This window comes from Amycolatopsis sp. NPDC058278 (assembly GCF_042881395.1).
Classification (GTDB): Bacteria; Actinomycetota; Actinomycetes; order Mycobacteriales; family Pseudonocardiaceae; genus Amycolatopsis.
Genome location: NZ_JBHVXZ010000015.1, coordinates 1 through 20,270, shown reverse-complemented (window position 1 = coordinate 20,270; position 20,270 = coordinate 1). Strand labels below are relative to the sequence as shown.

Sequence of the window (20,270 nt, the reverse complement as noted above, 5' to 3'; positions counted from 1 at the left end):
AGACGCATACACCAAAGCACGATCCGATGGCCAGAAAGTCATCCGGATGGGGTAAGGTGAATCTGACAACGGTTTCCATTAGCGTCTGTGTCCCTCTCAGGAGTTCCTCGATGAGTTCTCGTCGCACCAGGAGCGTGCTCGCCGCCGCTTCGGCCCTGTCCGTGTTCGCCTTGGCCGCGTGCTCCGGCGGCGGCACGTCCTCCGACGGCGGCGGCGCGCAGGCGGGCAGCGACGGCAAGATCAAGATCGTCGCGTCGACCGACGTCTGGGGCAGCGTGGTCAGCGCTGTCGGCGGCGAAAACGTCGAGGTCAAGTCGATCATCCACGACCCGTCGGCCGACCCGCACTCGTACGAGACGACGGCGGACGACGCCCTCGCGGCGAAGGGCGCGCAGCTGCTGCTGTCCAACGGCGGCGGGTACGACGAGTTCTTCGGCAAGCTCACCGAGCAGGCGGGGAGCGCGAAGAAGCTCGTCGCCTACGACATCGCCGCTACCGGCGACGAGAACGAGCACGTCTGGTACGACCTGCCGGGCGTCGACAAGGTCGCCGACCAGCTCGCCGCGCAGCTGGGCGAGCTCAAGCCGGCGGCCAAGCAGCAGTTCGCCGACAACGCGACCGCGTTCAAGGCGAAGCTCGACGCACTCGAGAAGCGGCTCGAAGAGCTCGGGACCACCCATCCGGGTACGAAGGTCGTCGTCACCGAACCGGTCGCGCACTACCTGCTGGCGAGCGCGAAGATCACCGACGCGACACCCAAGGCCTTCTCGGACGCGGTGGAGAACGACACCGACGTCCCGGCCGACGCCGTCAGCGCCTGCAAGCAGCTGATCGCGACGAAGCAGGTGAAGGCGCTGGTCAACAACGAGCAGACGGTGACGCCGCTGACCCAGGACATCGTCAAGCAGGCGAAGGAAGCGGGGATCGGCGTGGTCGGCGTGACCGAGACGCTGCCCGCGGGTGTGACGGACTACATTGGCTGGATGACCGGGGAAGTCGACGAGCTGGCTGGGGCGTTGAAGTAGCCATGGCACCCGTATCGGACGACGTACGCCCCGCGGTCCGGGTCCGCGGGGCGGGTCTCGCCTTCGGTCCGCGCACCCTCTGGTCGGGGCTGGACCTCGTCGTCGAGCCGGGCGAGTTCCTCGCGGTGCTGGGTCCGAACGGCTCCGGGAAGAGCAGCTTCCTCAAGGCGCTCCTCGGTATGCAGGACCTGTCGGCCGGCACGGTCGAGATCGCGGGCGGCCGTCCGGGCGGCGCGAACCGCAAGATCGGGTACATCCCGCAGCAGCGCGCGATCGACGAGTCGCTGACGCTGCGCGGCGTCGACCTGGTCGGGCTGGGCCTCGACGGGCACCGCTGGGGCTTCGGGCTGGCCGGCATGGCGGCCCGGCGTCGTCTGGTCGCTTCGGCTGTTTCCGCCGTCGGGGCCACGCGGTACGCGAAGCAGCCGGTCGGCCGGTTGTCCGGCGGCGAGCAGCAGCGGCTGCGGGTGGCGCAGGCCCTGGTCGGCGACCCCGAGGTACTGCTGTGCGACGAGCCGCTGCTGTCGCTCGACCTGGCGCACCAGCGCGCGATCAGCGAGCTGATCGATTCCCGCCGGCGGTCGGCGGGGACGGCGGTGCTGTTCGTGACGCACGAGATCAACCCGGTGCTGCCGTTCGTCGACCGCGTCCTCTACCTGGTCAACGGCCAGTTCCGGATCGGCAAGCCGGACGAGGTCATGACGACCGAGACGCTGTCGCAGCTGTACGGCACCCGCGTCGAGGTGCTCAAGGTCGGCGGCCAGATCCACATCGCGGGCGCGCAGAGCTCGCTGTGCGAGGCGGAGCCGCACCACCACGAACACGACGTCGAAGAGCAAGTGGGCTGAGTCTTGGATCTGTTCGACTTCGGCAAGACCTGGGAGCTGATCACCGAGCTCGACGGCGTCCAGACGGCGCTGCTGGCGGCGGCGATCCTCGGCCTGGTGGCCGGCGTGCTGGGCCCGCTGATCGTGATGCGGCGGATGTCGTTCGCGGTGCACGGGACGTCCGAGCTGGCGTTCACCGGCGGCGCGGCGGCCCTGCTGCTCGGGATCGGCGTCGAGTACGGCGCCCTCATCGGCGCGGTGGTGGCGGCCCTGCTGCTGGGCATCCTCGGCGCGCGTGACGCCGACCGCGACTCGGTGATCGGCGTGATCCTGTCCTTCGGGCTGGGGCTGGGCGTGCTGTTCCTGGCGCTCTACAAAGGACGGCAGGGGAACAAGTTCGGGATCCTGACCGGCCAGATCATCACGATCGACTCCACGAACCTGACGTTGTTCGTGGTGTCGTCGGTGGTGGTGCTGGCGGTGCTGGCGCTGGTGTACCGGCCGCTGCTGTTCGCTTCGGTGGACCGGAACGTGGCCGTGGCGCGCGGGGTCCCGGTGAAGACGCTGACGGTGGTGTTCGCGCTGCTGGTGGGCGTCTCGACGGCGCTGAGCGTGAAGGTGGTCGGCTCGCTGCTGGTGGTGGCCCTGATGGTGACGCCCGCCGCGGCCGCGGCCCGCGTGACGGCGTCGCCGTGGAAGGCGACGGTGCTGTCGGTGGTCTTCGCCGAGGTGTCGGCGATCGGCGGGATCGTGCTGTCGCTGGCCCCCGGGCTGCCGGTGAGCGCGTTCGTGACGGCGATCTCGTTCTTGATCTACGTGGTGTGCCGGGTCCTGGCCTGGCAGCGCGATCGCCGGACGAAGGTCCGGGCGGTCGACCCGGCCCCGGACCTCGTCGCGGCGGCGTGAGCTACTGCACCTGCAGCGTGTCGCTGATCGCGGCGTCGCCCCCGTTGGGGTAACCGACGGACTGGTAGGCGGCCCGGCTCCGGGACAGGACGCACGCGTTGCTCGGCGTCTGCCTGACCGAATGGGCGGAGATGGTGAAGTTCGTGAAGTAGCCGCAGAAGACGTAGCTGCCGGACTTGTAGTAGCCGACGTTGATCCTGGACGGAGTCCAGTCGGAGCCGGTGGCGTTGCCGAGGGCGACGGTGAAGTACACCTCGTTGTTGTCGGCCCAGGCGCAGGACTGCCAGTACAGCGCCGAGTTGCCCGATGCGTACTTGTAGCTGCTGCACACGTGCCCGAACTGGCCCGGAGCCACGATGACGTCGGCGGACGCGACGCCGGCGCCCGCGAACAGGCCGGCGAGCGAAAGAACGACTGCGGTGACGAACCGTTTCATGAGTTTCCCTCGTGGTTGCCTTGGTCGGCCGGGTGGCCGATCACGACACTGCGAGAGCCGGTGCCGGGTTTAGCCGCACCGCGACAAGCACCCGATCAGCCCAGCATCAGCAGGACCTGCAGCTCCCCGACCACGAACCCGATCACCCCGCCGACGGCGATGAGCTTCCACTCGTCCTGCCGGAACGCCGGCCGCAGCAGGCCCTCGAACTCCAGCGGCGTCAACGCCAGCATCCGCTGCTCGATCACCTTCGCGACGTCCATCGCCTCGGTGAGGTACCCCTCCGCGTAGCGGGCGGTGTCCGGCAGCTGCTCCAGCGCCTTCCGGGCCGCCGCCTGCTTCATCTCGCGCAGGCGCGTGCCGCCCACCGTCCAGGCCAGGGGCATCTGCGCGTCGACCGCTTCCGACACCAGGTGCTCCACCCGCGCGGCCAGCCGGTCGGCGCGGGGGCCGCGCAGGATCGCGTCCAGCAGGTTCTGGACCGTCAGGACCTCGTTCGCGATCAGCTCGCCGTACTGCCGCGCCACCTCGGCCCGCCGGCGCTGGAACTTGCCCTGGAAGATCACCCGGCCCACGCGCACCGGCTCGCGGGGGACGAAGATCAGCTTGATCGCCAGCCAGTCGGTGCACAGCCCGATGACCCCGCCGAAGATCGGCAGCACCCACGGCTCGCGCGTGAACGCCCACACGATCGTCTGCACGAGACCCAGCCCGAACCCGAAGTAGATGCCCATCCGCGCGATGAACGCCATCTCCGGGCGGGACGTCTCGCGGATCAGCCGCACCAGCAGCTTCTTGTCCCGGGTCAGCCGCTGGACCGTCATGTGCTGGACGTCGAGCACCTCGTCGAGGTTCTCGCGGACGTCGTCGAGGAACTCCCGCACCAGCCGCGGCGCCGACGCCTGGACCTGCTTGATCAGCAGCTCCTGCGCCAGCGTCGGCAGGACCTCCCACAGCCGCGGGTGGTGCTCGGCCAGTACCTCGCGCGCGGTGTGGTCGACCGCGCGCAGCAGTGGCTGTTCCAGCTCGCTGGTGATGATCACCGGGTCGATCCGGCCCAGGACCTCTTTGAGGTCCAGCAGGTTCGCCGTCAGCAGCTCGGTCGCGACCGCGGCCATCCGCCCGCCGTGCTTCGGGACGACGCCCTGCCAGCCGAGCAGCGGCGGGATGCCGACGAACTCCAGCGGCCGGAACATCATCTCGATGGCGACGCGCTTGGTGACGTACCCGATCAGCGCGGCGATGAACGGCATCGCGGCGTACAGCGGCCAGTGCAGGGCGAGGTCGTGCAGGACAGCGTCCATTCCGGCCTCCCTCGCGATCCCGAGATCGAAACCGTACCGGCTACCCGAGCAGGAGGAGCACCTGCAGTTCCCCCACCAGGCCGCCGATGACCGCGCCGACGGCGATGAGCTTCCACTCGTCCTGCTTGAAGGCCGGCCGCAGGATGCCCTCGAACTCGAGCGGGGTCAGCTGCTGCATCTTCGTGACGATCGTGTTCCGGACGTCGAGTGCGCCGGTGGCGTAGCTCTCGACGTGTTTCACCGTTTCGGGGAGGAACTCGATCGCTTTGGCGGCGGCCGCGCGCTTCATCTCCTGGTACTGCCGGCCGCCGATGGTCAGCGCGACCAGCGGCTTGGCGATGCTCGCCTGGGCGTCGATCGTGCGCTGGACCTCGCGGGTGACCATGGCGAACAGCTTGTCGGCACGCGGCCCGGTGAGCACGGCCTCCATCACGTTCCGCACGGTGAGCACCTCGTCGGCGATCAGCGCACCGTAGTCGGCGGCGACCTCCTGGCGGCGCTTCTGGAACATGCCCTGCCAGCGGAAGACGCCGAACCCGCGGGGCGTGCGCGGGTAGAAGATCATCTTGAGGGCGAGCCAGTCCGTGACGAAGCCCGTGACGAAACCGAAGACCGGCATGATGAGCGGCTCTTTCGTCAACGCCCAGGCGGCCAACTGGACGAGCCCGATCACGAACCCGAACCAGATCCCCGAGCGCGCGATGAACCGGAACTCGGGCGCGGCGACCTCGCGGATCAGCCGGCAGGTCAGCGATTTGTCGCGGACCATGGCGTTGATCAGCATGTCGTTGACGTCGAGGACGTCGTCGACGTTGGCCGAGACCTCCCGCAGCAGCCGCTTGACGACGGCCGGTGCCTGCGCGCGGACCTGGTCGACGAGCAGCCGCTGCGCCCGCGCCGGCAGCAGTTCCCAAAACCGCGGCTGGTAGGTCTCCATGACCTCGCGCGTGACCTCTTCGACGGCCTTCAGCAGGGGCGGTTCGAGCTCTTTGACCATTTCTTCCGGGTCGAGCCGGGCGAAGATCTCCTGCGGGTCGACGAGGTTGCGGGTCAGCAGGTCGACGGCCGTGGTGGCCATCCGCCGCGCGTTCGCCGGGATGACGCCCTGCCAGCCGAAGGGTCCGACGCCGGCGAACTCCAGGGGCCGGAACATCATTTCGATGGCGACGCGCTTGGTCAGGTAGCCGATCAGCGCGGCGATGAGCGGCATGGTCGCGTAGCCGGGCCAGTGCGCGCCGATGTCCGCGAGTATGTCCAAAGTGGTCTCCTCGCGTTCGGTCGGCGATTCAGGATGCCATGCGTTACCGGGGGTTCCAATATTCGTGATGCATCCGTTTGGCGGTACGCATCGAAGGACCCTTGCTCATTAAGGTGGCCCGATGGTCGCGCCTGAGAAGCCCCACTCCGCTCCCAAGACTGCCCAGTTCGCCGTGGGTGTCCGCGGCTACAACCAGCGCCAGGTCGACGCCCGTCTCGCCGAGCTGACCAAGGAGCTTCGCGAGACGTCCCGCAACCGCGACGACGCCGTCGCGACGTCCTCGGACCTGACGAAGGCCCTCGCGTACGCGCAGAAGGAGCTGGCCGAGACGAAGGCCGCCCTGGCCAGGATGAGCTCGAGCCCGTCCGGGGCGGGCGCGATGGCCGAGCGCGTCCGGATGATGATGCAGCTCGCCGAGGAGGAGATCGCGGACCTCCGCTCGGCCGCGGAGGCGGACGCGGCCTCGACCCGCGACCAGGCGGACAAGTACGCGCACGAGACCCGCCGCACGGCCGACAAGCTGGCGAAGGACGCCGAGGAGGAGCGCGCCCGGCTGCGGTCGGAGGCGAAGGCCGAGATCGAGAAGCTGAACGCGGCGGCGGGCGCGAAGAGGGTCGAGCAGTCAGCGGCGGCCGAGCGAGCCCGCAAGGAAGCGGACGCGGCGGCCGAGGCAGCGGCGGCTGCGTTGCGCGAGGAAGCGGACCGGAAGGCCGCGGAGGAGCTGGCGCGCCGGAAGAAGGACTTCGAGGAGGAGTTCGCCCGCAAGAAGCAGGAGACGGAGGCGGCGCTGGCCTCGGCCAAGGCCCAGCAGGCCACGGCGGACCAGAACCGCAAGCTGGCGCTGGACTTGCGGGCGAAGGTGGCCGAGCGCATCGCGGCCACGGACGTGGCGGTGAAGGAAGCGATGCGGCTGCTGGTCCCGGCGGAGGACGCGCCTGCCGCGAACGGGGACCGGAAGCCTGCGCCTGCTCCGAAGCCATCGGCGGCGGCTGCTGCCGGGCCTGCCGCTGCCCCTCCCGCGGCTCCGGCGAAGGCTTAGTTATCCACATCGGCTTGGGTTGTCCACAGATTTCGGCAGTGGACGTTTTTGCAGGCCAGGGCCGATAGACTGGACTTGGGACGCCCCCCGGAGAGGGTGGGGGCGTGTGTGGTGGTGGCCGAAGCTCGTGGGTGGCTGGCAGTGTTCAGCTCAGCTGCTGATCACCCACGAGACGGGACCTGCGCATGATCCTCGAGACCGAGCGGGCCGCCGTGTGCGCTTATGCGCGCCGGATGGTCGGTGATGGCCTGGTCGTCGGTACCTCCGGCAACGTCTCCCTGCGGGCCGGTGATCTCGTCGCCGTCACGCCCACCGGGGTTGCCTACTCGAGCCTGACTCCCGGCGACATCGCCGTCGTCGATCTCGGGGGGCAGGTTGTCGATGGTTCGCTCAGGCCGACCAGTGAACTGCCGATGCACCTGTCCGTGTACTGGGACGTTCGTGACCCGGACGGTGAGCCCGTCACGGCCGTCGTGCACACGCACTCGCCGCACGCCACCGCCGTCTCGACGCTCGTGCGTGAGGTTCCGCCGATCCACTACATCGTCGCCACCATCGGTCCCTCGGTGCGCGTCGCGCGCTACGCCACCTACGGCACGCCGGAGCTCGCGGCCGCCGTGCTCGAGGCGCTCGAAGGGCGCCGCGGGTGCCTGATGGCCAACCACGGCACCCTCACCTACGGCGACGGCCTCGAGGCCGCCTACCACCGCGCCCAGCAGCTCGAATGGGCCTGCCGCGTGTGGCTGCTCGCGCAGAGCGCCGGCCGGCCCAGCCTGCTGCCGCCGCCCGAGGTCGCCAACGTCGTCGAACGGCTGCGGGGCTACGGGCAGGGCTAGGAAGCGACCGCGTCCAGCAGCTCCGCCACCGTCGGGTCGTCGACCGCCTCCTTGATGCACTGCCACAGCTGCAGGTTCGCCGTCGCCCAGCGGGAGTACGTGGCCGCCGCCTCCGGGTTGTAGAAGTAGTAGCCCTCGTCGTGGACGTCGCACTGCTCGCCGACGATCTTGTGCGCCAGTTCGCGCAGGCTCAGGCCGTTCTCGCGCAGGTACCGGTGCGCCAGCACCACCGGCGTCACCGGCAGTGCCTTGAACAACGTGTCCGCGTCGCTCAGCGCCTGCGCTTCCAGGGAAATGTCCCGGCCGCGGGTGGCCATTTCCGCTTCGTCGACGATCTCGTCGATCCACCGCGCGATCCGCGGCAGGACGCCGCATTCGGCGAGGATTTCCAGCCGCAGGCTCCGGCCCGCCGCGGCGGGCGAGTTCCGGAGCACCAGGTAGTTGACGTCGTGCACCAGCGCGGCCACTTCCACCACCGCTTCGTCGGCGCCGTTGTGCCGGGCGAACCCGGCCGCCTTCGCGCGGACGAAACTCACGTGGTGCCAGCCGTGGAATGGCAGCCGGTCGGCGTACTGCCGGCAGAGCCGGTGGACCCTTTCTTCGACGGTGCCGACGATCGCGTGGTCGATCGTGCTTTCCTGCGTGCGCATACACCTCTCCCATCCCGGCCGTGGTGTTCAGACGGGTGGAGTAATGGTAAGCGCCGCTGACGCCGGTGTGTAGCTAGATGCGGTCGGCCAATTCCCCCAATCGGACCTCTACCGGAACGTGACGATGACCGATTCCGCCGGCTGGGTCGAAAGACAAGCTGAAACTGCTCACCGGGCGTGATTTCACGAGGAAAGTCATCGTTCCGGTGGCCGCTTCGGGGATCCGGTGGAATTCGTCGGCCAGCATGGTGGCGCACGCGCCGGCCGTGCACCGCGTCCGGCGGCGCAACCGCGCGGACGTGATCAACCCGGTGCCGGCGTCGATCGTCGTCTCGTACCTTTCGTGCAGGTAGTCACCACGGAGGATCGTGGTGCAGAAGTGGTACCTGTGGTTGTGCACGGAATCCGCGTACCCCTCCCGCCAGTCCCGCTGCGCCTTGTATTCGTGCAGCCAGAAGGAGAACGGGTCGGACGGCGAATCGAGCAGGCACCAGGCGAAGTGGGTGGTCGTTTCCCGGGACGAGCGCAGGACCTTGGTGGCCTGCGCGGCGGACAGCGCGCGAAGCTGCGTGCGCAGCTCGTCCCGCAGCCCGGCCTGGGCGGCCCACGGCCGGAACCAGCCGTCGACCGCGCGCCAGTCCGCGGCGAGCGGGAACCTGGCCGTGCGCAGGCGGGTGGCCAGTTCGGAAAGGGGGGACAGGCGGGTGAGCAAGGTCAGCTCCCTAGCTCGGCGACTGCGGAGAACTCCGCGCGGAAGGCGTGGAACTTGCCCTCCAGCTCGCGGAACTGCTCCTCGGACAACGGGGATCCGGTGATCTTCTCGAACAGCGCCAGGAAATCCGTCCGCGTCGTCGCGGACGTGATGCGGAAGTGGCGGCCGGTCCGGGACTGCGAGACGCGCACGAATTCGGCGCGTTCCATGTTGTAGAGGAAGGAACCTTCGGTGAACCGCAGGGACCGCGGGTACAGCTTCGTGGCGCCGCGGACGTCGCTGTAGAGCGACACCCACACGCTGTCGTCGAACATCTCGAGCCGGTCCAGCGGCGGGTCGGCGACCACGGTGATGTCGACCGACGCGCAGCGGCTGCGCGCCAGGAAGAGGCCGACGAGCCCGATCCGGATCTCTTCGTCGAGCCGGGTCTGGATCCGTTCGTAGTCGACGTCGGCCGCCTCGCGGCGCAGCAGGTACCGGGCGCGCCCGCTGATCGAGCTCGCGTCGCGCGGATCGGCGATGACCGCCCGCAGTTCCCGTTCGGTGCGCGAAAGCAGCAGGCGGGCGGCGGCGTGCCGCCCGGAGAAGCCGCGGAAGAAGTACTGCCGGGTCGCGTCGAGGTCGGCCATCAGCGCGCGGTTGAACGCCGGGTCGGGATCGGTCGTCGCCTCGAAGACGTCGGTGGGGAAGAACTCCTTGTTGAGCGCGCGGTATTCGGCGCTCAGGTCCTCCAGCGCGCGCCGGCTTTCCTCGATCACCGGTGTGACGAGTGCCTTCTGCGACGCGCTGGCGGTGATCAGTGTCTGGCCGAACCCGACGATCGCGGAGATCAGGGTGCCGGTGCCCAGCGACGTCACCAGGTTCTTCCCGGTGCCGGGGTCCATCAGGCCGGCGATCCACAGGCTCAGGCCGGCGACCACGACGAGCACCGTGAGGAGCAGGCTCGTCCTGGTCCAGAAGATCTCTTGCAGTGGGGTACGGCGGAGGCGTCCGCCAGCCGCGGCCACGTGCTTCACCTCCCTCGAACCACCCGAACGGACGTATGCGTAAAGTGTCTGTTCGAGCGCGGGGAGTCACTTTACGCGCCTCCCGAGGTGTGCGAAATAAGAAGTTCGGGGGACAAGGCTGACGGACAGACGTCACTCTCGGCAATAATTTACCGAGTGGGCCGGTTTTCCGAAAAACGGGAAAAACCATGATCAAAGCGTGCGTGGAAGCCCCTTTTCGTACCAGCCGGGGCCCGGTTCGACGGTCATCAGGAAATCCACCACGACCGGGGCGGGCGCCGGGTGGATCTCCGGGTGATCGCGTTCACCGCGGGCGAGGTCGACCGGCCAGGCCAGTTTTTCCGCGTCGAGCGAAAACTCGCCGCCGGCGCCCGTGCGGTTGCCGCGGGCGTCGAGCCGCGACCACTTCCCGTGCAGGTACACGGCATTCAGCCCGTGCAGCACGGAGAGCTCCTGGTAGCAGAAACCGGCCGGAATCCCTTGTGCCCGCAGCAAAGCAGCGAGCAGGTGCGCCTTGGCGTGGCAGATCCCGACGCGCTCGCGCAGGACGTCCGACGCTCGCCAGGTGACCCGCGGGTCGGCCGCGTCCATGACGTGCTCGACCTCGTCCCGGACGAAGAGGAAGGCGGCTTCGGCGGCCTCGGCGGGATCGTCGCCGCCGGGACGCAGAGCGTCGGCCAGCGCGCGGATCGACGGGTGCTCGTGGTCGACGACGGCGTCGGCGGCGAGGTAGTCGCTCAGCCGATCGGAGGTGGGCGTTGGCGCGGGATTCATCCGCGCATCCTGACAGGTGCGGCCATTCGGGCGAGAGCCATTTTCCGGCGTGACCACACTCCGCAGTTGCCGATTACGGAACGTAGAAGTCGGGTGGGAAGCCGGTCCAGCGCAGTTCGGCGGGGAGGTGGCTCAGGTCGTTGTAGGTCAGCAGCGCGGCGGGGCGTCCCGGGGAGTACCGGATGACGGTCAGGCCGGCGTTGGCGTGGGTGAGGGTGAGCCAGCGCCACGGCGGTGCGTCCTGTGACGCGCGGATGAGCCAGCCGACGAGGAAGTTGTGCGTGACGAGGACTTCGTACCGCGGCTCACTTCCCGGCACGGGGCCGCTGAACCGGCGTTCGGCTTCGGCGGCCAGTTCTTCGTCGGCGGGCGGGAATTGGCGGGCGAAGGCGAGCAGGAGATCGCCGGAGGTCTCCGGGAGTTCCTCGCGCTTCGGCGCGTACGGGACGAAGTCGCCGGCCGCTTTGTCGACGTGGAGGGGAACGCCCGGGAGCTGACCGGCGACGAGGTGGGCGGTCTGTGCGGCGCGCGGCAGGGGCCCGTGGTGGATCGAGGTGACCGGGACGTCGCGGAGGCGGCGTCCGAGCAGAACGGCTTGACGCCGGCCGGCTTCGGTGAGCCTTCCGTCCGGTCCCGCTTCACCGTGACGGGTGAGGAAGAGGTACCGCGTGGTCAGCACGGGCCCAGGGTTTCACGCTTGGGCCGTTCGGGTGAGCGGGTTGCGCATACTGAAGGGGGCTTCCTCAGACGACGGGGACGAGCGCGCCTTCGGGGCCCTGGCTCGGGACGAACTGGGTGACCAGGCGCATCGGTGCCGGGTGGGGCGAGAGGACGATCGAGGCGAACGGGGTGATCGTGTGCTCGTGGCCGCTGTTCGTGTGGAGGTGGACGCTCACGTGGACGTTGCGGTCGGCCGGGATTTCGAACGAGACCGAGCCCCAGGAGACGACGTATTGGCGGCCGTCGATGCTCGCAATCGGCGCGTAGGCGCGGACGGTGTGGCCCAGGTGGGGGATTTCCACGGTGAGGAGGCGGCGGGGGCCGTTGTGGTTGTCCACGTACGGGATCACGCCGGGGGTCTTGAACAGCTCGTTCGGGTTGGTCACTTCTCGGGGGCTCTCGGTTGGTCGGGATCGGGCGGCTGGTCGGGATTGGGCGGCTCTGATCATGCTGCCAATTCGGCCGTCTGTCAGCGGTTCCCCACCGACCCGAACGCCGGATTGTTCAGCGGCCGCCAGACCGCGTCAAGGCGGGAAAGCGTGCCTTGACCCGGCCTGGCGGCCGCTGAGGCGGCTGCGTATCGGTTCGGCAGGGGGGGTGTGGCCGAGGGGGCGGGGGTGTGGCCCGGGGTGGGGTGTGGCCGGGGGGCGGCGTTAGAACTGGTAGTACAAGAACGGGCTGAATGTTCCCGTTGCGATCAGGATTGCCGCGTACAGCAGGCCCACCGTCATCACTCCGATGCGCAAGGCCGTTGCCGGGCGGCTTCGGGATGACTCCAGGAGCGGTCCCGTCACCGGGTGGGCCGGCAGTGCGAACACTGCCAGTGCGGCCAGCAGCAACACCAGGCGCTGGTTGGTGAAGGCCTGCTCCACTCCCGTTCCGAGGCCTTCGAAGTCGGGGATCAGCATGTGGCCGAGCATTGACAGTGCGTGGCCCAGGTCCGGGGAGCGGAAGAACACCCAGCCGATCACCACCAGCAGCATCGTCAGGGCCCTGCGGAGGTAACGCTTCCACGGGGTCGACGGGTCCAAGTCCAGGCCGAAGCGGCGCTCGATCACCAGGAGGGCTCCGTGGTAGCAACCCCACACCAGGAACGTCCACTGGGCTCCGTGCCAGAAGCCCGTCAGGACGAACACTATGCAGAGGTTGCGGTACGTCTTCGCCGCTCCGTGGCGGTTGCCGCCCAGGGGGATGTACACGTAGTCGCGGAACCAGCGGCTCAAGCTCATGTGCCAGCGGCGCCAGAACTCCGTGATCGTCACCGAGGAGTACGGCCTCGCGAAGTTCTCCGGCAGCCGGAAGCCCAGCATGCGGCCGAGGCCGATGGCCATGTCCGAATAACCCGAGAAGTCGAAGAACAGCTGGAGGGTGTAGCCGATCGCGCCCAGCCAGGCCGTGGCGAACGTCATCTGGTCCGAGGGGACCTTGAAACACGCGTCGACCAACGGGCCCAGTGAGTCCGCGATGATCGTCTTCTTGCACAGGCCCAGTGCGAACCGGGGGAAGCCCGCCGCGATGTCGTCCAGGCGGTGCGACCGCAGCTGGGGGAGCTGGTCGGCGATCTCCCGGAACCGCACGATCGGGCCCGCCACCAGCTGCGGGAACATCGCGATGTACGCCGCGAACGACACCGGGTTGCGCAGGGCTTGGCGCTCGCCGCGGTAGATGTCCACCACGTACGAGATGTGGTGGAACGTGTAGAACGAGATGCCGATCGGGACCACCAGGCTCGCCACCGGCACGCTGCCGCCGAACCAGTGGGCCACCGCCGCGATCTGCTGGGTCGCGAAACCCGCGTACTTCCAGATCAGCAGCACCGCGACGTCCAGCGACACCACCGCGATGAGGATCCGGCGCCTTCGGAGGCCGTGGACGTCCCAAGGGCTCGGGGCCAGGAGCGGTCCGGCCAGGAAGTTGACGACCATGCAGCCGAGCAGCAGGAACACGAACCCGCCGGCGCCGATCGTGTAGAACAGCAGGCTGGCGACCGCGATGATGCCGTTTCGCCAGCTCCGCGGGAGCACCAGCACGGCGATGAGTACCGCCGGCATGAAGTACCACAGGAAGAGTGGCGAAACGAACGACATCGGGTCCCCTCGGTCTATCCGACGGTGACCTTAACCCGACTGGGTGGCGGTGTCAGACGCGCCCGGCGGCACGGCGGCGCCGCGCCACCTCCGCGAGCAGGACCCCCGCCGCCACGGAGGCGTTGAGGGATTCCACGCCCGCGGCCATCGGGATCGACACCGTCGCGTCACACGTTTCCCGCACCAGGCGGGACAGCCCGCGGCCCTCCGAGCCCAGCACGATGACCAGCGGGTCGGCCGCCAGCTCCAGCTCGTCGATGTCCACCGAACCGTCGGCGTCCAGGCCCACCAGCATCAGGCCGTCGTTCGCCCACGTCTTGAGCTGCCGCGTCAGGTTCGTCGCCACCGCGATCGGCAGCTTCGCCGCCGTGCCCGCGCTCGTCCGCCACGCCACCGCCGTCATGCCCGCGCTGCGCCGCTCCGGCAGCAGCACGCCGTGCGCGCCGAACGCGGCCGCCGAGCGGATCACCGCGCCCAGGTTGCGGGGGTCGGTGACGCCGTCGAGCGCGACGAACAGCGGGACCTCGCCCGAGTTGCGCGCCGCCGCCATCAGGTCGTCCGGGTGTGCGTACTCGAACGGCGGGACCTGCAGGCCCAGGCCCTGGTGCACGGCCCGGTTGGTCTTGCGGTCCAGCTCTTCGCGCGGGATCTCCAGGATCGAGATGCCCTTGTCGCCGGCCAGCCGGACGGCGTCGTTCACGCGGTCGTCGATCTCGATGTTCAGCGCGACGTACAGCGCGGTCGCCGGGACGCCCGCGCGCAGCGCCTCGACCACCGGGTTGCGCCCGGCGATGAGCTCCGGCTTGTCGGCCTTCTTCTGCCGCGCCTGGTCGCGCTTCGCCTGGGCGTTGTTCTGCCGGTACGCCTTGTGCCCGGGACGGTCCTCCGCCTTCGGGGTCGGGCCCTTGCCTTCGAGGGCCTTGCGGCGCTGACCGCCCGAGCCGACGACGGCACCCTTCTTGGTACCCGTCTTGCGGATCGCGCCCTGGCGCCGCGAATTGCCTGCCATGGTGAAAGTTCCTTGCGTAGAAAGCCGGTTCAGTCGGACTTCACAGTCCACTGAGGACCGTTGGGGGTGTCCTCCACCACGATGCCCGCCTGCTGGAGGCGGTCACGGGCGGCGTCCGCGCGGGCGAAGTCCTTCTCGGCCCGGGCCTGCTGGCGCTCGGCCAGCAGCCCTTCGACGATCCGGGACAGCGCTTCTTTGGTGGGGGTTTCGGAACCGCCCGCCTCGGACCAGCGCGCGGACAGCGGGTCGAGGCCGAGCACGTCGGTCATCGCGCGGACGGCCGCGGCGAATTCGAGTGCCTTGGAGGTGTCGCCCGCGTCGAGGGCGGCGTTACCGTCCCGCACCGTGGTGTGGACCACGGCGAACGCCTGCGGGGTGGCGAGGTCGTCGTCGAGCGCGTTCGCGAACGCCTCGGGGACCGTGCCGACCGGCACGTCGCCCGACTGCGCGGCGCGGCGCAGGAACGTCTCGATCCGCCGGTAGCCCTGCGCGGCCTCGGAGACCGCGGCGTCGGAGTACTCGATGGTCGAGCGGTAGTGCGGCTGGACCAGGTAGTACCGCAGCTCCGGGGCCCGGTAGCGGTCCAGCATCGCGGGGATCGACACGGTGTTGCCGAGCGACTTCGACATCTTCTCGCCCGACATGGTCACCCAGGCGTTGTGCAGCCAGTACCGCGCGAACGCGTCGCCCGCCGCGTTGGACTGGGCGCGCTCGTTCTCGTGGTGCGGGAAGACCAGGTCGATGCCGCCGCCGTGGATGTCGAACTCCGCGCCGAGGTACGCCGTCGCCATCGCCGAGCACTCGAGGTGCCAGCCCGGCCGCCCCTGCCCCCACGGCGTCGGCCACGACGGCTCGCCCGGCTTCGCGCTCTTCCACATGGTGAAGTCGCGCGGGTCGCGCTTGCCGCGGGTCGGCGTCTCGCCCTGCTGGACGTCTTCGAGGACCTGGCCGGAGAGCTTGCCGTAGTCGTCGAACGACTTCACCGAGAAGTAGACGTCGCCGTCCGCGACGTAGCCGTGGCCGCTCTCGATGAGGCGTTCCATCAGCTCGACCATCTGGGTGACGTGCCCGGTCGCGCGCGGGTTGATCGACGGCGGCAGGCAGCCCAGCTGCTCGTACGCTTCCTCGAAGGCGCGCTCGTGCGTCGCACCCCACTCCCACCAGGGCCGCTCGTGCTCGGCGGCCTTGGTCAGGATCTTGTCGTCGATGTCGGTGACGTTGCGGACCAGCAGCACGTCCAGTCCACTGTGGACGAGCCAGCGGCGCAGGACGTCGTAGTTCAGGACGCCGCGGACGTGCCCGATGTGCGGAACGCCCTGGACGGTGGCACCACACACGTAGATCGACGCCGTTCCGCTACGGACGGGGTGGAACTCCCGTACGCTCCGGGTCGCTGTGTCGAAAAGGTGAAGGGCCACCCTCGAAGGGTACGGGGTCGGGCGTGAGCGACGTCTCTGGCCCTCAAGCCACGCCGAAGCCGCGCAACGCCGTGAGCAGGGCGTCCGGCCGGTCGGCGGTCGGCAGCGGGTCGACCAGCGCGAACTCGCAGCCCAGGGCGCGGGCGCCGCCGTCGGCCTCCTCGCTGTCGCCGACCATCAGCGTCTCGGTGGCCGGCACACCGAGTCCCTCGACGGCCTTGCGGAAGATCTCCAGCTCGGGCTTGACCGCGCCGACCTCGAAGGACAGCACGAACTCGTCGACGTAGGCGTCCCACCCGCGGGCGGTGAACGCGGGCCGGATGTCGAAGGCGATGTTGCTCAGCACGCCGACCTTCAGCCCGCGCTCGGCGGCCGCCTTCAGCGCGGCCTCGGTGTCCGGGTACGGCGTCCACTGGCTGGGATCGATCAGCCGGTTGTAGAGCGCTTCGGCCTGGTCGAAGTGCGGGACGCCGGACTTCTTGAGCACCGCGAGGTAGACCTTCCGGTGCAGCTCCGGGTCGCGGTCGCGGTGCTGCCAGGCGTGCACGTGCTCGGCGTCGAGCTCGACGACCTGCCCGACCGGTGCGGTCATCCGGCGCATCAGCTCGGCCTGCGCCTCGATGTCGAGCGGCTCGCCGTCGTGGTTCGTCAGTTCGGTGAGCCAGGACTCGTCCTGCTCGAGCCGGAACAGCGTGCCGGAGAAGTCGAACAACACCGCCCTGATCGTCATGGGTCCAGCCTAGCGAGGAGGCGGGCGCTCGAGCGGCGCCCGCGACCCGCGTCACGTCACGCGGCGTAGCCGGTGATCTTGTCGGGAACCACGCGCACGACCACGCGGACGACCTCCGGCGGTTCGGTGCGGAAGTCCTTGCCGTCGTACTTGTGCGAGAGCTCGTTGATGAGCTCCCGGCCGCCCTCCTCGGTGATCTCGGCGCGGCCGCGGACCTCGACGTACTTGAGCGGGTCCTCGAGGTCGAAGACCGTCAGCGAGATCCGCGGGTCGCGCTGCATGTTCCGCTCCTTGAGACGCCCGCGGACGGTCGCGAAGAGGACGGCGTCGCCGTCCCGCTTGGCCCAGACCACCGAGGTCTGCACCGAGCCGTCGGCGTTGATGGTGGCGACCACCGGGAAGTTCTTGCCGTCGAAGAGGGCCTTGGTGGCCTCGTTGAAAGTCACACCCATGGTCTGGACCCTATTTCACGTTGCCGGCGATTTTCTCGGCTTCGAGGCGCACGATCACCCGCTGGACGTCGGCGTCCTCGGGCGGCGGGTCCTGGGCGAGGTACTTGTGGCTCAGGGCCCGGGGGAGCGTCTTGCCCGGGTCGGGGGTGATCGTCACGGTGCCGCGCAGCTGCGTGTGCCGGTACGGGTTCTCCGCGTCGGTGATCGAGACGCTGATGCGGGGGTCGCGCCGCAGGTTGCGGACCTTCCGGCGGTCCTCGGTCGCGCTGAAGACGAGATCGCCGTCGTCGAGGCCGACCCAGACGACGGAGGTCTGGGGGCTCCCGTCGGGATCGAGGGTGGCGACGGTGGCGAAGTTCCGGCCGTCGACCAGCGCGCGGACGGCCTCCGGGAGAGTGAGGGACATATCACGCCGAACCGGCGCAGGCGGGGGCCTATTCCGCTCCCGGTGCTCGGGACGGCGGCCCTAGTCCGCCGCGAGCAGCAACGCCGTCGCGAAGGCCGCGATGCCTTCGCCGCGCCCCGTCAGCCCCAGGCCGTCGGATGTGGTTCCGGACACGCTCACCGGGCCGCCCACCGCCTCCGACAGCACCTTCTGCGCCTCTTCGCGCCGCTTCCCGACCCGCGGGGCGTTGCCCACGATCTGGACCGTGGCGTTCCCCACCCGCCAGCCCGCCGCCTCGATCAGCGCCCGGACCTCGGCCAGCATGTCGGTGCCGTGCGCGCCGTCCATCCGGGGGTCGCCCGTGCCGAACACCGCGCCCAGGTCGCCGAGGCCCGCTGCCGACAGCAGGGCGTCACACAACGCGTGAGCTGCGACGTCGCCGTCGGAGTGGCCCGCGCAGCCGTCCGCGTCCGGCCACGACAGGCCCGCCATCCAGCACTCGCGGCCCGGTTCGACCGGGTGGACGTCGACCCCGTTGCCGATCCTCACAGCGTCTCCTCGTTCTTCGGTGCCGCCGCGATCGCCTCGGCCAGGGACAGTTCGAACTCGCTGGTGACGCGCATCGCGTCCGGGTGGCCGGGGACCGTCGCCGCGCCGGCGGGCGCGAGGTCCGGCCGGAACGCCGCGAGCGCGTAACCCACCGGCGTCTGGAGGGTGCGCAGCCGCGTCCGGTCCTCCGTGCCGACGATCAGGGACGCCGCGTCGGTCACCTTCACCGTGTCGGCCATCGGCAGCACCGGGACCACGACCGGAGCGCCGCCACGGACCGTGCTGATGACGTCACTCACCGTTTGCGCAGGAATGAAGGCCCGCAGCGCATCGTGGAGGAGTACAACTGAATCACGGGCGAGTTCGGGCTCGACGGCGGCGAAGGCCTCCGGGAGCGAGCCGGGGATGACCCGGCAGCCGAGGCCGCGAACGGCCTCGGAAAACGACGAAGCACACCGCTGGGGGGCCGCCACGAGCACCAGATCGATCTCCGGTACGTCGAGCAGCCCCCGCACGGTGTGCGTGAGTAGCGGCTCACCATGGACCGGCGTGAGAGCTGACTCTCCGTCGGAGGCATGATGTGCGACGGTCACGATCGCGACGACGTTCATCGGTACGCGATCGTAGAGGCACCCGCTCGCCCGTCGAGCGGGATGGCCCCGGGCTAGACCGTCGCGGTTTCCAGAACTTCGTCGAGGAGGACCTCAGCCTTGTCCTCGTCGGTGCCCTCCGCGAGCGCGAGCTCGCTGACCAGAATTTGCCGCGCCTTCGCCAGCATGCGCTTCTCACCGGCTGAAAGTCCGCGGTCCTTCTCTCGCCGCCAGAGGTCGCGCACCACTTCGGCCACCTTGTTCACATCGCCGGAGGCGAGCTTCTCGAGGTTGGCCTTGTACCGACGAGACCAGTTGGTGGGCTCCTCGGTGTGCGGAGCACGCAGAACGTCGAAGACCTTGTCCAGTCCTTCTTGCCCGACGACATCGCGCACGCCTACGATCTCGGCGTTGTCAGCGGGCACGCGAACCGTGAGATCCCCTTGCGCGACTTTGAGGACGAGGTACTTCTTTTCCTCGCCCTTGATCACGCGGGTCTCGATGGCTTCGATGAGTGCGGCACCGTGGTGCGGGTAGACGACGGTCTCTCCGACCTTGAAAACCATGTGTCCTCTGCCCCTTTCGCTGACTCCATCCTAGCACGGGCCGCCAGTGCCCACCTAGCGGGCCGGACTCGTCCTCGCAGGTCAGCGGCCTGGCCGGGGGTTGACAAACGTCGGACCCCCGTGCTCACGCAGGTAGCGGGGAAGCGTTTCGTCACAGGCCGGTAATTCCTTTGTGGACGGTTGATCTTGGTCGCCGTGTCCCGGCAACGCACACCCGTTCCGCGGCGGAGATCGACCCCGGCTAGTCTTCGGGGCGACGAGGCCGTGAAAAGGGAAGGACTGCGACGTGAGGCTGCAGAATCGTCGCGTGCTCGGTGCGGGCGTGCTGGCGCTCGGTGCCGCGCTCGCGCTCGCCGGGTGCGGGGCCGGCCAGATCACCCAGACCGACTCGCAGCAGCCCGCGGTCAACGGTACGCACGCCCAGGTCAAGACCCTCGACCTGCGCAACGCCGCGGTCCAGTACCCGACCTCGGGCCCGGGCTACGCGGCCGGCGCGACGCCGGCGCTGACCCTGACGATCGTCAACCGGGGCGCGCAGGACGACTCGCTCGTCTCGGTGACCACCGAAGACGGCACCCAGGCCACGATCGAGGGATCCAAGACCGTCGTCGCCATGCACTCGCTGGTGATCGGCCCGGACGACGCCGCCGAGTCCACGAACGAGGTGCAGCCCACGTCCTCGGGCGCGCCGTCAGCGCCGTCCTCGTCCCCGGGCACGCCGACGTCGGGCGGCACGCCGACCGGCAGCAGCTCGGCCTCCAACAGCCCGGGCAACCTCACCGCCACGGCCACTTCCGAGGTCCCGTCGTCCGGTCCGGCCGCGACGCCGACCGCGCCGGAGAAGGTCGGCCAGGCCACCGTGACGCTACCCGCGCTGAAGCAGCCGCTCTGGCCCGGCCAGGTCATCAAGGTCACCTTCGTCTTCAAGAACGCCGGACCGGTCACGGTCGAGCTGCCGGTCGCGGCGCCGGCGCACGTCAAGGAGTAGGT

The 20,270-nt window shown here is 69.4% G+C and carries 24 protein-coding genes; 6 read left to right on the top strand and 18 right to left on the bottom strand.

Translation table 11 applies throughout. From position 1 onward, the window contains the following. Window positions 1–110 precede the first annotated feature (110 nt). The 3 genes from ACFVYA_RS10235 to ACFVYA_RS10225 are packed head-to-tail and all read left to right on the top strand — an operon-like array spanning window position 111 to window position 2,758. On the top strand, window positions 111–1,025 hold the full coding sequence (locus ACFVYA_RS10235; protein WP_387044277.1) for a metal ABC transporter solute-binding protein, Zn/Mn family: 915 nt from the start codon (window positions 111–113) through the stop codon (window positions 1,023–1,025). Window positions 1,026–1,027: 2 nt separating this feature from the next. Continuing rightward, window positions 1,028–1,873: a metal ABC transporter ATP-binding protein gene (locus tag ACFVYA_RS10230; RefSeq protein ID WP_387044275.1), complete on the top strand. Its 846-nt coding sequence runs from the start codon at window positions 1,028–1,030 to the stop codon at window positions 1,871–1,873. 3 nt (window positions 1,874–1,876) lie between these two features. Further along, window positions 1,877–2,758 (top strand): metal ABC transporter permease, encoded by an 882-nt coding sequence (locus ACFVYA_RS10225; protein WP_285986929.1) that lies wholly within the window; start codon window positions 1,877–1,879, stop codon window positions 2,756–2,758. Window position 2,759: 1 nt separating this feature from the next. Here the strand turns inward: ACFVYA_RS10225 and ACFVYA_RS10220 are convergent, their stop codons facing one another. The 3 genes from ACFVYA_RS10220 to ACFVYA_RS10210 all read right to left on the bottom strand — a co-directional run bounded on the left by ACFVYA_RS10220 (window position 2,760) and on the right by ACFVYA_RS10210 (window position 5,708). Further along, entirely contained in the window at window positions 2,760–3,194 is a 435-nt protein-coding gene (locus ACFVYA_RS10220) for a hypothetical protein (protein WP_387044273.1), read from the bottom strand. A 95-nt stretch (window positions 3,195–3,289) separates the two neighbouring features. Beyond that, window positions 3,290–4,498: a DUF445 domain-containing protein gene (locus tag ACFVYA_RS10215; protein WP_285986927.1), complete on the bottom strand. Its 1,209-nt coding sequence runs from the start codon at window positions 4,496–4,498 to the stop codon at window positions 3,290–3,292. A 40-nt stretch (window positions 4,499–4,538) separates the two neighbouring features. After that, on the bottom strand, window positions 4,539–5,708 hold the full coding sequence (locus ACFVYA_RS10210; RefSeq protein WP_285993992.1) for a DUF445 family protein: 1,170 nt from the start codon (window positions 5,706–5,708) through the stop codon (window positions 4,539–4,541). Window positions 5,709–5,877: 169 nt separating this feature from the next. Between ACFVYA_RS10210 and ACFVYA_RS10205 the strand changes: the two genes are divergently transcribed. After that, on the top strand, window positions 5,878–6,795 hold the full coding sequence (locus ACFVYA_RS10205; RefSeq protein WP_387044271.1) for a hypothetical protein: 918 nt from the start codon (window positions 5,878–5,880) through the stop codon (window positions 6,793–6,795). A 185-nt stretch (window positions 6,796–6,980) separates the two neighbouring features. After that, a complete protein-coding gene (locus ACFVYA_RS10200) occupies window positions 6,981–7,631 on the top strand; it encodes a class II aldolase/adducin family protein (RefSeq protein ID WP_285986925.1) in 651 nt (216 codons plus the stop codon). Here ACFVYA_RS10200 and ACFVYA_RS10195 read toward each other — a convergent pair. The 15 genes from ACFVYA_RS10195 to ACFVYA_RS10125 form a co-directional block, all read right to left on the bottom strand. Further along, window positions 7,628–8,281, bottom strand: coding sequence for an HD family phosphohydrolase (locus tag ACFVYA_RS10195; protein ID WP_387044269.1), 654 nt, complete (start codon window positions 8,279–8,281; stop codon window positions 7,628–7,630). The genes ACFVYA_RS10200 and ACFVYA_RS10195 overlap by 4 nt on opposite strands. Before the next feature lie 73 nt (window positions 8,282–8,354). Further along, entirely contained in the window at window positions 8,355–8,993 is a 639-nt protein-coding gene (locus ACFVYA_RS10190; RefSeq protein WP_285986923.1) for a hypothetical protein, read from the bottom strand. A 2-nt stretch (window positions 8,994–8,995) separates the two neighbouring features. Further along, window positions 8,996–10,009: a hypothetical protein gene (locus tag ACFVYA_RS10185; RefSeq protein WP_285986922.1), complete on the bottom strand. Its 1,014-nt coding sequence runs from the start codon at window positions 10,007–10,009 to the stop codon at window positions 8,996–8,998. A 183-nt stretch (window positions 10,010–10,192) separates the two neighbouring features. Beyond that, window positions 10,193–10,774: a transglutaminase domain-containing protein gene (locus tag ACFVYA_RS10180; protein WP_387044266.1), complete on the bottom strand. Its 582-nt coding sequence runs from the start codon at window positions 10,772–10,774 to the stop codon at window positions 10,193–10,195. Window positions 10,775–10,847: 73 nt separating this feature from the next. Next, complete coding sequence (locus ACFVYA_RS10175; protein WP_387044264.1) at window positions 10,848–11,453, bottom strand: histidine phosphatase family protein; 606 nt, start codon at window positions 11,451–11,453, stop codon at window positions 10,848–10,850. A gap of 64 nt (window positions 11,454–11,517) precedes the next feature. Then, the gene (locus tag ACFVYA_RS10170; RefSeq protein WP_387044262.1) at window positions 11,518–11,880 is read right to left on the bottom strand and encodes a hypothetical protein; all 363 of its coding nucleotides are present in this window, start codon (window positions 11,878–11,880) and stop codon (window positions 11,518–11,520) included. Window positions 11,881–12,147: 267 nt separating this feature from the next. Then, on the bottom strand, window positions 12,148–13,581 hold the full coding sequence (locus tag ACFVYA_RS10165) for an MBOAT family protein (RefSeq protein ID WP_285986918.1): 1,434 nt from the start codon (window positions 13,579–13,581) through the stop codon (window positions 12,148–12,150). A gap of 52 nt (window positions 13,582–13,633) precedes the next feature. Then, complete coding sequence (gene rlmB, locus ACFVYA_RS10160; protein ID WP_285986917.1) at window positions 13,634–14,590, bottom strand: 23S rRNA (guanosine(2251)-2'-O)-methyltransferase RlmB; 957 nt, start codon at window positions 14,588–14,590, stop codon at window positions 13,634–13,636. A 29-nt stretch (window positions 14,591–14,619) separates the two neighbouring features. After that, a complete protein-coding gene (gene cysS, locus ACFVYA_RS10155; RefSeq protein ID WP_285986916.1) occupies window positions 14,620–16,008 on the bottom strand; it encodes a cysteine--tRNA ligase in 1,389 nt (462 codons plus the stop codon). Window positions 16,009–16,051: 43 nt separating this feature from the next. Continuing rightward, window positions 16,052–16,738 carry an HAD family hydrolase gene (locus tag ACFVYA_RS10150; RefSeq protein ID WP_387044259.1) on the bottom strand — a complete coding sequence of 229 codons (687 nt, stop codon included), beginning with the start codon at window positions 16,736–16,738 and terminating at the stop codon, window positions 16,052–16,054. A 56-nt stretch (window positions 16,739–16,794) separates the two neighbouring features. Then, a complete protein-coding gene (locus ACFVYA_RS10145) occupies window positions 16,795–17,190 on the bottom strand; it encodes a PPOX class F420-dependent oxidoreductase (protein ID WP_387044257.1) in 396 nt (131 codons plus the stop codon). Window positions 17,191–17,200: 10 nt separating this feature from the next. Beyond that, window positions 17,201–17,596 carry a PPOX class F420-dependent oxidoreductase gene (locus tag ACFVYA_RS10140; protein ID WP_387044255.1) on the bottom strand — a complete coding sequence of 132 codons (396 nt, stop codon included), beginning with the start codon at window positions 17,594–17,596 and terminating at the stop codon, window positions 17,201–17,203. Between the two features lie 60 nt (window positions 17,597–17,656). Beyond that, window positions 17,657–18,124: a 2-C-methyl-D-erythritol 2,4-cyclodiphosphate synthase gene (gene ispF, locus ACFVYA_RS10135; RefSeq protein ID WP_285986912.1), complete on the bottom strand. Its 468-nt coding sequence runs from the start codon at window positions 18,122–18,124 to the stop codon at window positions 17,657–17,659. Continuing rightward, window positions 18,121–18,735: a 2-C-methyl-D-erythritol 4-phosphate cytidylyltransferase gene (locus tag ACFVYA_RS10130; RefSeq protein WP_387044253.1), complete on the bottom strand. Its 615-nt coding sequence runs from the start codon at window positions 18,733–18,735 to the stop codon at window positions 18,121–18,123. Before ACFVYA_RS10130 ends, ispF begins: the two co-directional genes overlap by 4 nt. A gap of 53 nt (window positions 18,736–18,788) precedes the next feature. After that, the gene (locus ACFVYA_RS10125) at window positions 18,789–19,280 is read right to left on the bottom strand and encodes a CarD family transcriptional regulator (RefSeq protein ID WP_004559016.1); all 492 of its coding nucleotides are present in this window, start codon (window positions 19,278–19,280) and stop codon (window positions 18,789–18,791) included. A gap of 286 nt (window positions 19,281–19,566) precedes the next feature. On the opposite strand from ACFVYA_RS10125, the gene ACFVYA_RS10120 reads away from it, so the two are divergent. After that, on the top strand, window positions 19,567–20,268 hold the full coding sequence (locus ACFVYA_RS10120; RefSeq protein ID WP_387044250.1) for a hypothetical protein: 702 nt from the start codon (window positions 19,567–19,569) through the stop codon (window positions 20,266–20,268). Window positions 20,269–20,270 lie beyond the last annotated feature (2 nt).

Excerpts from the sequence above, each read along its gene's own strand:
- ACFVYA_RS10145 (WP_387044257.1), bottom strand. The coding sequence starts at position 17,190 with ATGGGTGTGACTTTCAACGAGGCCACCAAGGCCCTCTTCGACGGCAAG.
- ACFVYA_RS10230 (WP_387044275.1), top strand. The coding sequence starts at position 1,028 with ATGGCACCCGTATCGGACGACGTACGCCCCGCGGTCCGGGTCCGCGGG.
- rlmB (WP_285986917.1), bottom strand. The coding sequence starts at position 14,590 with ATGGCAGGCAATTCGCGGCGCCAGGGCGCGATCCGCAAGACGGGTACC.
- ACFVYA_RS10130 (WP_387044253.1), bottom strand. The coding sequence starts at position 18,735 with ATGAACGTCGTCGCGATCGTGACCGTCGCACATCATGCCTCCGACGGA.
- ACFVYA_RS10195 (WP_387044269.1), bottom strand. The coding sequence starts at position 8,281 with ATGCGCACGCAGGAAAGCACGATCGACCACGCGATCGTCGGCACCGTC.
- ACFVYA_RS10165 (WP_285986918.1), bottom strand. The coding sequence starts at position 13,581 with ATGTCGTTCGTTTCGCCACTCTTCCTGTGGTACTTCATGCCGGCGGTA.
- ACFVYA_RS10200 (WP_285986925.1), top strand. The coding sequence starts at position 6,981 with ATGATCCTCGAGACCGAGCGGGCCGCCGTGTGCGCTTATGCGCGCCGG.
- ACFVYA_RS10125 (WP_004559016.1), bottom strand. The coding sequence starts at position 19,280 with ATGGTTTTCAAGGTCGGAGAGACCGTCGTCTACCCGCACCACGGTGCC.
- ACFVYA_RS10205 (WP_387044271.1), top strand. The coding sequence starts at position 5,878 with ATGGTCGCGCCTGAGAAGCCCCACTCCGCTCCCAAGACTGCCCAGTTC.
- ACFVYA_RS10215 (WP_285986927.1), bottom strand. The coding sequence starts at position 4,498 with ATGGACGCTGTCCTGCACGACCTCGCCCTGCACTGGCCGCTGTACGCC.
- ACFVYA_RS10140 (WP_387044255.1), bottom strand. The coding sequence starts at position 17,596 with ATGTCCCTCACTCTCCCGGAGGCCGTCCGCGCGCTGGTCGACGGCCGG.
- ACFVYA_RS10210 (WP_285993992.1), bottom strand. The coding sequence starts at position 5,708 with ATGCCGCTCATCGCCGCGCTGATCGGCTACCTGACCAAGCGCGTCGCC.
- ACFVYA_RS10150 (WP_387044259.1), bottom strand. The coding sequence starts at position 16,738 with ATGACGATCAGGGCGGTGTTGTTCGACTTCTCCGGCACGCTGTTCCGG.
- ACFVYA_RS10180 (WP_387044266.1), bottom strand. The coding sequence starts at position 10,774 with ATGAATCCCGCGCCAACGCCCACCTCCGATCGGCTGAGCGACTACCTC.
- ACFVYA_RS10220 (WP_387044273.1), bottom strand. The coding sequence starts at position 3,194 with ATGAAACGGTTCGTCACCGCAGTCGTTCTTTCGCTCGCCGGCCTGTTC.
- ACFVYA_RS10235 (WP_387044277.1), top strand. The coding sequence starts at position 111 with ATGAGTTCTCGTCGCACCAGGAGCGTGCTCGCCGCCGCTTCGGCCCTG.